We start from the raw sequence: 11,448 nt of genomic DNA, 5'->3' as shown, positions 1-11,448 counted from the left end.
CGCTGGTGACGATGTGCATCGGCGGCGGGCAGGGCATTGCCGCCATCTTTGAGCGGATCTGAGGTTGGCCTTGCGCCTGGATTGCCGATCAGGATGTAAAGGCGATCCAGGCCACCGGCGCCCTCACTCTGACATGCCAGTCGTCAGCGCAACCCTGGATGGTGCCTGCGTAGCGGCTTTTTCCGTTGGCTGGCGGGTCAGGTTGTCCCGCACTCCGTGCTGAAGCCAGCGCTCAACTCGGCACGCAGATAGTCGACGAAAACACGCACAGTCCTGGGCAAGTAAGGACTGTAGGGGCGGATCGCGAACAGTTGGTCGCCAAAGGATCCCACGGGTCGCCATTGAGGAAGGACCTTGACGAGCTTCCCATCCGCCAGATCTGCCTGAGCGGTGAAATCCGGCAGCAACGCTATGCCCAAACCGCCGGCTGCCGCCTCCCGAAGCGCTTCACTGTTATTCGCAGCGAAACTGCCGCGAATGGACACGCTTCGACGGGTTGCCGCACTACTCTTCCGGACCGACTCAAAGCTCCATGTAGGAGTCTCGCCACGTCGGAAATAGTGCAGGCATGTATGCGCTGCAAGGTCTTCGGGTTGCCCAGGCGTACCGTGACGGCGCAAGTAGTTGCGAGTGGCCACCAGCACGGAATGTGTGCGGCACAGTGACCATGCGACATGCGTGTCCGGCGCAGTCGAGGAATGCCGTATTGCCAGGTCGAAGCCCTCTTGCGCCAGGGACGTGAAGCGGTCGGACAGCTCGAGCTCAATTCGCATTTCCGGGTAGCGCCGAAGGAACTCCGGGATGCGAGGAACTATCTGCTGGCGCCCAAGCGCGACTGGCGCAGTCACACGCAGAAGCCCTCGTGGCTCGCCGACATGGTCTTTGACACTCGCAAAGCTTTGTGCGATTTCCTCGAAGGCGCCCCGCATGGAATCCACCAGGCCCTGGCCTGCCTCTGTCAGCCGCACGCTGCGCGAGGTACGCACAACCAGGGCGCATCCGGCCGCGCGCTCCAGCTCCGCGATGCGTTGGCTCATGGAGCCTTTCGTGACCCCCAATCGCTCCGCTGCAGCCGTGTAGCTTCCGAGCTCTCCCAGGATCACCAGGGAATAAAGATGCGCCCAACGGGTTTCTTTATCGACGTTTTCCATGCGTAGATTGTTTAGTTTGCTAAACGATGTGTCAAGCCAAAGGCCGTAGCCGGGGTCGACAAGTCACCCTACACTGGCCTCCATGTTCATGACGCAACCCCAGGAGATACGCATGACTTCGGCCCCTTACACCGACGCCAGCCAAGTTGGTCACTACATCAACGGTTCCAATGTCGAGGGACATGGCGGGCGCCGACAGGATGTCTTCAACCCTGCGACCGGCAAGGCCGCGCGGACGGTAGCGCTGGCGACCGTGGACGAAGTGGGCACTGCTGTGGCAGCTGCCGCCGCAGCTTTCCCTGCATGGTCCGAAACGCCGCCGATTCGCCGCGCACGGGTCATGAACCGCTTCCTGCAATTGATGAACCAGCACCGCGACGAGCTTGCGGCAATCATCACGGCCGAGCACGGCAAAGTATTTAGCGACGCCCAAGGGGAAGTCGCCCGCGGCATCGATATCATCGAGTTTGCTTGCGGCATCCCGCAACTGCTTAAGGGTGATTACACGGATCAAGTCAGCACCGGCATGGATAACTGGACCATGCGCCAGCCGCTGGGCGTCGTCGCGGGCATCACCCCTTTCAACTTCCCCTGCATGGTTCCTTGCTGGATGTTCCCCATTGCGCTCGCCGCCGGGAACACCTTCGTGCTGAAGCCGAGTGAACGGGACCCCAGCGCCAGCCTGTTCATGGCTAATCTCCTCGCGGAAGCCGGCCTGCCGAAAGGCGTGTTCAATGTCGTCCAAGGTGACAAGCTTGCGGTCGATGCGCTGATTGAACACCCGGAAGTGCGCGCGGTAAGCTTCGTCGGTTCGACCCCCATCGCCCAGTACATCAGCGAACGCGCAGCCCATCACGGCAAGCGCGTCCAAGCCCTGGGCGGCGCGAAGAATCATCTGGTGGTAATGCCGGATGCGGATATCGATCAAGCCGTGGATGCGCTCATCGGTGCTGCCTACGGATCCGCGGGCGAACGCTGCATGGCGATCTCCGTCGCTGTGCTGGTTGGCGAGGTCGCTGACAAGATCGTCCCTCTGGTTGCCGAGCGCGCTCGCAACCTCGTCATCGGCAACGGTATGGACGCCACCTCGGAAATGGGCCCCGTCGTTACCCGACAAGCGCTTGAGCGTATCGAAGGGTATGTGGCCCTGGGTCTTGAGGAAGGCGCCAGCCTGGTCGTCGACGGTCGCGGCTTGCGCGTAGCTGGCCACGAGGAAGGCTTCTTTACCGGCGGTACGCTGTTCGACAATGTCACGCCTGAGATGCGCATCTACAAGGAGGAAATCTTCGGGCCAGTCCTCGCCTGCGTTCGTGTCAAGGACTTCGCTGAAGCCGTTTCCCTGATCAACGCTCACGAGTTCGGCAATGGCGTCTCTTGCTATACGCGGGACGGCGGCGTGGCCCGCGAGTTCTCGCGCCGCATCCAGGTCGGCATGGTCGGCATCAACGTACCGATTCCCGTGCCGATGGCGTGGCATGGCTTTGGTGGCTGGAAGCGTAGTCTCTTTGGCGACACCCATGCATATGGCGAAGAAGGTGTTCGCTTCTACACCAAGCAGAAGTCGGTCATGCAGCGCTGGCCGCAGAGCATCGGCAAGGGCGCCGAGTTTGCGATGCCGACGGCGAAGTAACGACAAGACCCATATCCGTCGAAAGCTCATCCACGGGGAACTTCAATGGTCCCGGCTAGCGCGGCTCACATAACGAGCCAGTAGCAACCGCTGTCGGTACAACGGATTCATCTCCACCGTTATCGAAACGCACCGCGAAGGGCGGTCCGCTCCCAGGCTGAAAACTGCATTGGGAGCGGTCCGCACAGGACTGTTATCGCCTGAACACGAGCCTGAGTCTCTGCTCGTGTGTCTGGTTCGAATGGCCGATGGTGCTGAACGGGAACGTCACACTTTGCCCTTGCGTGGCGCCAATTCAAGGACGGCTCCCCTGTGGGCAGCGATGTGGTCGGTCTTGTCGCTCTTGATCTCGTACTGGGGATCGTCTTCCGACGCGCGATGCCTATGCCCGTTATAGTCAAAATCCTCGGTATGGACAGCGATTATCGTCCCCGTAACATGGCCTGCCTCAGAATTCCAGGAGACATGCTCCCCAACCTTGAATCGCTTCGTCATCTCAAGACTCCTTGGATCATTCGTGTGGCGCGAGATCCGTTGCGCTGACCTCCGAAGTAGTTTAGCCCCCATAGTCGAGAATGAAGGTTCATTCGCCCTACCCTGCACGGCGATCCAGGCCAGCGCCTCATGCTGGCAGTGCGAAGGGATTGAACCCGGTGCGTTGATAGCCCTCCGCCGCCAGCATTTCGCCCGCACCATGTGCCAGGCGCTCTCGCAGCGCATAAGAGATTGCTTAAGTAGCGCGGCGGCTACCTCGGCAACACGGCGCGTGCCAGGCTGGCCGATTGTGACGCCGTGGTCCGCGCGCCCAGGCGAGGGCAGAGCGCCGGCGTGGGCGCCTGGCTGCAGGGCTTCACCGGGAACCCGATGAAATGCTGGCTGGCGCGTCCAGTCCCGCGCCGCGATACCGTCGTGTCCGGCTCACCCGGCCAGGTGCCGGGGTCTTACGCCGGGCACCGACATGCCAACCTGCAGAATCTCGCCCGCGGTGGAGTCGGTAACATACAGCGTGCTTCCATCCGGTCCGCCAAAGGCGACATTAGTCAGCGAGTGGCCGGGGGTGCCTCGGATCACCTCGACCGGCTCGGCGCGATGATTGAGCACCCAGACATAGGCAAGGCCCGGATTGGCGACAAGGAGGCGGCCATCGATGTCCATGGCGAGTCCGTCCGGCCCGCTGGGGCCGTATGACGTAAAGAACTGCCCGGCCTTGGATACGCTGCCGTCCTCCTGCAAGGGCATGCGCCAGACGCAGTTGCCCCGGGTGACGGCAACGAACAGGAAGCGCTCGTCGGGCGACAGCACGATGCCGTTCGGGCTCGGCACGTTGTCGAGCAGCAGTTCGAGCCGCCCTGCCCGGGTCAGGCGATACACCCGGCCGCTGGGGTCATGCAAACCCGTTTGACCCTGGTCGGTGAAATAGATGTTTCCTTGCGAATCCAGCGTCAGGTCATTGACGCCCTTGAAGCTTTCGGTATTACGGCGCGGCAGGTACGGCCGGACACTGCCGGCGCGCAGGTCGACTTCCATCAGCCCGTTGCGGTAGTCGGTAACCAGCAGACGCCCCGCATCCAGGAACTTCATTCCATTGGGCTCGCCGTCCCATTCGGCAACCAGGTCCCAATCCCCCTTCTGGTCGATCCTGAAAATCCGGCCATTGGGAATATCGGTGACGTACAGGTTGCCGGCATCGTCGACGACCGGGCCCTCCAGGAAGGAATCGACCTCGCGCCCGCCCTGGTTGGCGCTGGACCATTCGCTCCGCCGCGGATGGCGATAGCGCGCAGGCAGGCTGGAAAACTGCGACGCCTCACGTATGACCGGCGAATTCAGCAGAAACATGTCTCGACACCCGTTGATCGTCCTGTTGCAGCGGCGCTGGCCATTACTGCTTCTGAAACCCCGTGCCGCGGGCAACCTTCCCCCAGAATGCGGTCCTGTTGGCCACTTCGGTCCTGAAAGTGCCGGCATCCCAATAGCCCGGTTCGGCACCGATACTCTCAGCATAGGCCTGCATGTCCGGCGTCGCCATCGCCTTGGACACTTCCTTCTGGATTCGCCCCAGCACGTCGGGGGGCGTGCCGTTGGGCGCCCACAAGCCGGTGAAATTGGTGACACCGTAGCCCTTGACACCAGCCTCGGCAAAGGTGGGCACGCCGGCCAGCGCGGGCAGGCGCTTCGTGCCGCTGACGGCCAGCACTGCCAGCTTGTTGCCCTTGACCTGCCCGATCACGCCCGGAATGGAAGCCATCTGGAAGTCGACAGTGCCGCCCAGCAGCGCGACGGTTGCTTCGCCGGCGCCCTTGAATGGCACGTGCATGAAGTGCGCTCCCGCTGCGAGGCCAAGGGCTTCGCTGGCGAAATGCGGGGTCGAACCTGGCCCGCCCGATCCGTAGGAAACCGTGTCATCGGACTTCGCCGCGGCAATCAGGTCAGCCAGCGTCTTGTATTTGCCGCCGGCCTTGACCACCACGCCCATCGGCGCGAACACGTATGCCGCGACAGGCTGCAGGTCCTTGGCCGGGTCGAAGGGAAGCGACTTGAAGATGTGGGGCAACAGCGCGTAGGTTGTATCGTTGGCGAGCAGCGTGTAGCCATCGGGCGTGGCGCGCGCGACCTGGCCCGAGCCGATCGTTCCGGTCGCGCCGGCCTTGTTCTCGACATAGAAACTCTGGCCGGTCTGCTCGGAGAGCCGCTGCGCCATCTTGCGGGTGACGGCATCCACGGCACCGCCAGGCGGATAAGGGACGATGATCTTGACCGGCTTGGCTGGCCACCCCTGGGCTTGCGCCGCCATCGACATGGCGGCAAGCGCGGCAAGCGCCAGCGCCCGGAGCAGCGAGGCTCCGACGTACTTGTGTTTCATGTTGTCTCTATTCCTGCGAACGTTCTTTTCAAGGTACTGGGGCTAGTGCCGTCCCAGCGCCGGCTCGGCCATCTGGTCCAGCACCGCCAGGGTATTGTTCGCCGCAGCAACCCCCATATTGAAGTAGGCCGCACTGGTCACGCCACCGATATGCGGACTGAGCACGAAGCCCGGCTGTCCCTGGAAAGGATGCGGCACTTGCAGCGGCTCGCGCGCAAAGCTGTCCAGCCCGGCGGCGGCCACGTGGCCCGAGCGGACGGCTTCGAGCAACGCCGCTTCGTCGACCAGCCCGCCGCGCGCGGTGTTGACGAGGATCACGCCACGCTTGCACCGTGCCAGTGTGCCGGCATTGACCATTTCCCGGTTCTCGGCCGTCAACGGACATTGCAGCGAAATAACATCCGATTGCTCCCAGATTTTTTCCAGCGGGACCGCTTCGATATAGTCCGGCAGGTCCGTGGCAAACGGATCGAAGCCGATCACGCGCATGCCGATGGCATCGCACATCCTGGCGAACCGTCGCCCGATCGCACCCAGGCCAATCAGGCCGATGGTGAGGCCATTCAGCTCCAGGCTCTTGTGCGTGGCCTTGTCCCAGTGGCCGGCGTGCGTGCGCGCATCCAGTTGCACCACCGACTTGGCGCACGCAAGCATCAGCGCCAGCGCATGTTCTGCAACGGCCGCGGCGTTTGCCCCGGCGGCGGCCGTGACCCTGATGCCGCGCGCCTCGGCAGCGGCCTTGTCGATGGTGTCGGTGCCGGTGCCGTGCTTCGAGATCACGCGCAAGGCCGGGGCCGCGTCCATGACTTCCGCCGTCACGCTGCCGTAGCGCACGATGATGCCGACAGGGTTGTGCTTCGCCGCCAGCGCGGCCAGATCGGCGGCCTGGGGCGTCTTGCCGGCGAATACGACCTGATAGTCGCGCAGCAGCGCCATGGCTTCCGGTGCCAGGTCCGCACCCGTGACGATAATGACTGGCCGGTTCATCACAATGCTTCTCCCGCTTTCAGGACACCGGCGGTCACCAGCGATGCCATCAGCCACGGCGCGGTGGTGTTGCCCTCCTTGATCTGGGCAATGCGCCTGGCTTCGGCCTCTTCCTTCTTTGCCGCGGCGTCGAGCAGGGCTTCGATCTTCTCGCGCTCCACCACGACCAGGCCATCGGCATCGCCGCAGATATAGTCGCCCGGGTTCACCGTCACGCCGCCGACGGAAATCGGGTGCCCGATGCGGCCGCCGACTTCCTTGGTCGGGCCATTGGGATTGGTGCCCACCGAAAACACCGGGAACTGCATGTCTTCCAGTTCGAGGCTGTCCCGGACCGCGCCATCGATGACGACACCGGCCAGGCCGCGCTGGCGCGCGGCATGCATCATGATCGTTCCCATCAGCGCGGAGGTCTGGTCGCCCTTGCCGTCCACCACCAGCACATCGCCGGGCTGCGCAAGCGCCAGCGCTGCATGGATCATCAGGTTGTCGCCCGGACGCACTTCGACAGTGAAAGCCGGGCCGGCGACTTTCATGGCAGGACGCAAGGCCCCGATACGGCCATGCAGGGCGCCGCGGCGTCCCCCGACATCCGACAGGATGGCGGGCTGGAAGCGGGCGGCACGCGCGACGATGTCGGCAGGCACGCGATCGAATGATTTGATGATGTTGGGCAAAGTCATGGAGAACTCCGGCAATATGAGAGAGATAGTGGATGCGAGGGATAGGTGCGAGGGTCGATCAATCCAGCTTCGTGCCGGAGGCCTTGATGACCGCTGCCCAGCGTCCGATGTCCTGCCTGATCAGCGCCGTGAATGCTTCGGGCGTGCCAACCAGCACCGACGCGCCTTGTTCGTTCAGCTTCCTGGCGAGCGCCGGGGACTGGAGCGCCTTGTTGAACTCGGCATTCAGCCGCACGACGATTTCCTTCGGTGTCGCGGCAGGCGCGACAAAGCCGAACCAGGTCGCCGTCTCGAAGCCGGGATAGCCCGACTCGGCAATGGTCGGGACCTGGGGCAGGTCCGGCACGCGCTTCGATGACGTCACCGCGAGCGGCCGCAGCTTGTTGTTCTTGATATGCCCGAGCAGGGTCGGCACCGATGCCATATACAGGTCGACCTGCCCGCCCATCAGGTCGTTGACCGCCTGTGCCGCGCCCTTGTACGGCACATGGGTGAACTTCACTTTCGCCGTGCTTTGCAGCTGCTCGCCACCCAGATGCGCAACGGTGCCATTGCCCGGCGAGGCGAAATTCAGCGATCCGGGCTTTGTCCTGGCGGACTGCATCACGTCCTTCATCGTCTTGTACGGCGAGTTGACGTGCGTCACCAGCACCAGCGGCGCTGAAGCGACCAGGCCGATCGGCGCAAGATCCTTTAGCGGGTCATACGGCAGCCGCTCATACAGCGAGGGGTTGATGGCAAGATTGCTGCTCTGACCCATGGCGATGGTGTAGCCATCGGCGGGCGCCTTGGCTGCGGCGTCCACGCCCAGGTTGCCGCCTGAGCCCGGCTTGTTCTCCACGACAAAGACCCAGCCCGTCGACTTTGCAACGGTATTGGTCACTTCCCGCGCGATGATGTCGGTGCCTCCGCCGGCGGGAAACGGCACGATGACGCGAATGGGCTTGCCGGGATACTGCGGTGCTGCGTGGGCCGTGGCGCATGCCATCAGGAGGCCGGCAAGGGCCAGAACGCCACGGCGGGATATTGCCTTCATGGGTGTCTCCGAATCTGGTTTCGTTGTGATTCGGATTGTGGATGGTCGTTTCACGGCATACAATGTCGTTTCACACAGTGCACCGCATTTCGTGCCATGAACCGAAAAAGTGATACAGGGGCCGCTTCATCGGGCGACGAGGGGCCGAGCGCCGTGATCGCTGTGACGCGCGCCCTGCGCGTGCTGGAAGCCTTCGGGGTCAACGACCCGCAGCTGTCGCTGGCCGAACTGAGCCGCCGCACCGGCATCCACAAGACCACGGTGCTGCGGCTGGCCCGCACGCTGGCAGCGGACAATTACCTGGTGCAGAAGGAAGACGGCAGCTGGCGGCTCGGGCGCGCGGCGGGATGGCTGGGCGCGTGCTACCAGGCAACGTTCAATGTGCAGGAAGTGGTGGAGCCCGTGCTGCGGGAACTGACGATCAAGACCGGCGAAAGCGCTTCGTTCTACATCCGCGAGGGTCAGCAGCGCACCTGCCTGCTCCGCGTCGAAGGACCGCAGGCCATCCGCCATCACGTCAGGATCGGGGCGGCGCTGCCGCTGGACAGCGGCTCGCCCGGCCGGGTCATATTGGCGTTCTCAGGCGAGCCGGGCGAACTTTACGAAACGATCCGGCGCCGCGGCTTCCACCTGTCGCTGGGCGAGCGCGAGGCCGAGGTCTCCAGCGTCTCCGCGCCGGTGTTCGGATTGCACTGGCGCCTGCTGGGCTCGATGTGCATTTCGGGGCCGACTTCCCGCCTCAGCGAAGAGCGGCTGCTGGAACTGGCGCAGACCGTTGTCGACGCGGCGACCAAGCTGTCGTATGCGATGGCAGGCAGCCAACGGCCCGCCATGCAGATTGAAAAACCGTCGACCTGGCATCCCTGACGGGGCAAGGGCGACGGATGCCGACTCAGAAGAAGTGCCGGATCCCGGTGCGCAGCAACAGCTGGTTCCGGTTGGACGAGACATTGGCCGCGCCGGCGATATACGCGGTATCGAGGACGGTGCCGGTGGCATCGCCGCCAACGTGCTGGTACACCCCCTGCACATAGACATCGGTCCGCTTCGACAGCTGGTAATCCGCCATCATGCCGATCGAATGGTAGACGGGATGCTGCCTGCCGGATGTCGCACTGACGCTCGCGCGCGTATAGCTGTACATCACCCCCGCCCAATACGCGGTGCCAAACTGGTACTTTGCGTTGACCTCGAAGTTCTGGAACCTGAGCGAAGACAGCGACCCCGCCGGCGGGACGATCGGCCCGACATAGCCGGAGCTTTGCGGATTTTCCACATCGGTATCGGAATATACGACTCCCAGCGCTGCCTTGCCGATGGAATAGGTTGCCCCCGCGCCAAAGATCCTCAGCCTGCTGCCCAGCAGGTTCTGGTCACCGCTGTTGTTGATCGCACCATAGGACGTGGCCGACGGATTGTCGGCCCGGAGAAAGGCCGCGGACACGACCAGCCCGCCACTGGCATATTGGCCGCCGACACTGTACTGGCGGTTGTTCGACCAGCTGGCGTCATCGCTGAAGCTGTACGTTGCGCCGAACTTCAGTCCGCCCAGCGTCGGACTGGTGTACTTGACGGTGTTATTGACGCGGAAGGTGTTGATCAGGTTGTCGTTGTCATACGGGTGGGCAAACATGTAGCCGCCCCACGTGCCGCCCGCGGAATTCTGCGCCAGGAAATCGACCACGGAGTCATATTGCCGGCCGGCGGTGAGCGCGCCCACGCTCTCACTGGAAAGACCCACGTATGCCTGGCGTCCGAACAGGAGACCGCCCTGGTACGCGCGGCCGCTATCCACGTCGAACCCGTTCTCAAGCTGGAACACGGCCTTGACGCCGCCGCCCAGCTCCTCCGTCCCCTTGAGTCCCCAGCGGCTGCCATGCGGAAATCCGCTTGCCATCTCCACCATGCTGTGGCCGCCGACGTTGCTCGTATAGTTGAGGCCCTCGTCGAGCACCCCATACAAGGTCACCGAGCCCTGCGCGAATGCCGGTGCGGACAACGCACACAGCAAAGCGGACAACCGAATCTTCATCTTTGTCTCCGCGGACATGTTCTTGTCCTGTTTCTGTTTCTATATCGATTTCACTGCCCAGGGACGCGCTCAGGCACTGCGCCCGGTTCCGGCGCAGCCGGTGCCTTGGAACGCTGTCCGCGCATGGCGAGCCAACACAGGATCGAGCCGGCGCAGACCATCGATGCGCCCTTCCAGAAGGCAATCGACAGCGGCGTGCGCAATATGACGGCCGCCAGCGCAGCGGAAAGCACAGGGATGAAATAGGAGGCGCCCGCAAGGATCGTGACGTTGCCGTGCAGGATGCCGACGTTCCAGGCCGCGTAGCCAAACCCCATCGCGCAAGCTGCCAGCGCCAGATACACGATGGCCTGGTAGCTGAACACCATCGTCCCGCCGTCGCCGGTGAAATACTTGATCCACAGGACCAGCGCCGTCAGCACGAAGAACAGCGTGATGCCATTCTTGCCATTGGCGATCCGGCTGGTCACGGTGCAATAGGCGGCCCAGATCACCGCGCCCGCAAAGGCCAGCCCGTAGCTGAGCGGGTTGTCCTGGACATTTGCCGCCATGCCGGCGAAGTCCAGCCCCTGGTCGCCGCCGAGCACCCGGCAAATGCCAAGAATGGCAATCGAAAACCCGGGAACGATCAGCAGGTTCGATTTCTGGCCGTTGAACGCCATGGCGCACAACATGGTAAAGCTGGGCCACAGGTAGTTGACCATGCCGACCTCGATGGCCTGCCTGCCGCTGTTGGCATAGCCGATCGACAGCGACAGGCACACTTCGTAGGAAACGAACAGGATGCTTCCCCAGATGAGATAGCGCCGGGGAAATTCACCTGGCCTGACGAAGCCAACCGTCAGCCAGAGCAGCACCGAGGCAACGGTATAGAGCATGGCCGCGCCGCCGGTTGCGCCAAGGCTTTCACTGACGCCACGAATCAGGCCGACGATCGCACTCCATAACAGGATCGCGATCAACCCGATAAGTGTTGCCTGACGCTTGCTTCGGATGAAACCTGCTTGCATGGAACTGAGAATCTATGAGGGACGATGGATGGACGGAATACCGGCGCGAGCTCCGG

Annotated in this window: 11 protein-coding genes; 2 read left to right on the top strand and 9 right to left on the bottom strand. The window is 63.2% G+C overall.

Annotation, left to right across the window (positions count from 1 at the left end; all coding sequences use genetic code 11):
• Window positions 1-197: 197 nt before the first annotated feature.
• Complete coding sequence (locus tag J8I34_RS22005) at window positions 198-1,151, bottom strand: LysR family transcriptional regulator (protein ID WP_209775725.1); 954 nt, start codon at window positions 1,149-1,151, stop codon at window positions 198-200.
• A 112-nt stretch (window positions 1,152-1,263) separates the two neighbouring features.
• Here J8I34_RS22005 and J8I34_RS22000 point away from each other — a divergent pair, with 112 nt between their 5' ends.
• Complete coding sequence (locus tag J8I34_RS22000) at window positions 1,264-2,781, top strand: CoA-acylating methylmalonate-semialdehyde dehydrogenase (RefSeq protein WP_209807027.1); 1,518 nt, start codon at window positions 1,264-1,266, stop codon at window positions 2,779-2,781.
• 267 nt (window positions 2,782-3,048) lie between these two features.
• Here J8I34_RS22000 and J8I34_RS21995 read toward each other — a convergent pair whose 3' ends face one another.
• From J8I34_RS21995 to J8I34_RS21970, 6 genes are all read right to left on the bottom strand, one after another.
• Complete coding sequence (locus tag J8I34_RS21995; RefSeq protein WP_209807026.1) at window positions 3,049-3,276, bottom strand: hypervirulence associated TUDOR domain-containing protein; 228 nt, start codon at window positions 3,274-3,276, stop codon at window positions 3,049-3,051.
• Window positions 3,277-3,699: 423 nt separating this feature from the next.
• Window positions 3,700-4,620, bottom strand: a complete 921-nt coding sequence (locus tag J8I34_RS21990; protein WP_029045017.1) for an SMP-30/gluconolactonase/LRE family protein — start codon at window positions 4,618-4,620, stop codon at window positions 3,700-3,702.
• Window positions 4,621-4,663: 43 nt separating this feature from the next.
• Entirely contained in the window at window positions 4,664-5,644 is a 981-nt protein-coding gene (locus J8I34_RS21985; protein WP_209807025.1) for a Bug family tripartite tricarboxylate transporter substrate binding protein, read from the bottom strand.
• A 42-nt stretch (window positions 5,645-5,686) separates the two neighbouring features.
• The gene (locus tag J8I34_RS21980; RefSeq protein WP_209807024.1) at window positions 5,687-6,631 is read right to left on the bottom strand and encodes an NAD(P)-dependent oxidoreductase; all 945 of its coding nucleotides are present in this window, start codon (window positions 6,629-6,631) and stop codon (window positions 5,687-5,689) included.
• Window positions 6,631-7,314: an RraA family protein gene (locus J8I34_RS21975; RefSeq protein ID WP_209807023.1), complete on the bottom strand. Its 684-nt coding sequence runs from the start codon at window positions 7,312-7,314 to the stop codon at window positions 6,631-6,633. The genes J8I34_RS21980 and J8I34_RS21975 overlap by 1 nt, the downstream gene beginning before the upstream one ends.
• 58 nt (window positions 7,315-7,372) lie before the next feature.
• Entirely contained in the window at window positions 7,373-8,350 is a 978-nt protein-coding gene (locus J8I34_RS21970) for a Bug family tripartite tricarboxylate transporter substrate binding protein (protein ID WP_209807022.1), read from the bottom strand.
• A gap of 96 nt (window positions 8,351-8,446) precedes the next feature.
• Here J8I34_RS21970 and J8I34_RS21965 point away from each other — a divergent pair, with 96 nt between their 5' ends.
• Entirely contained in the window at window positions 8,447-9,217 is a 771-nt protein-coding gene (locus tag J8I34_RS21965) for an IclR family transcriptional regulator (RefSeq protein WP_209807021.1), read from the top strand.
• A gap of 25 nt (window positions 9,218-9,242) precedes the next feature.
• Here the strand turns inward: J8I34_RS21965 and J8I34_RS21960 are convergent, their stop codons facing one another.
• Both J8I34_RS21960 and yddG read right to left on the bottom strand, forming a co-directional pair.
• Window positions 9,243-10,382, bottom strand: a complete 1,140-nt coding sequence (locus tag J8I34_RS21960; protein ID WP_209807034.1) for a porin — start codon at window positions 10,380-10,382, stop codon at window positions 9,243-9,245.
• A gap of 50 nt (window positions 10,383-10,432) precedes the next feature.
• Complete coding sequence (yddG, locus tag J8I34_RS21955) at window positions 10,433-11,377, bottom strand: aromatic amino acid DMT transporter YddG (RefSeq protein ID WP_371748121.1); 945 nt, start codon at window positions 11,375-11,377, stop codon at window positions 10,433-10,435.
• Window positions 11,378-11,448 lie beyond the last annotated feature (71 nt).

Source organism: Cupriavidus phytohabitans, assembly GCF_017815025.1.
GTDB lineage: Bacteria > Pseudomonadota > Gammaproteobacteria > Burkholderiales > Burkholderiaceae > Cupriavidus.
The sequence above is the reverse complement of the archived record's forward strand: the minus strand, read 5'-3'. Positions and strand labels throughout refer to the sequence as shown.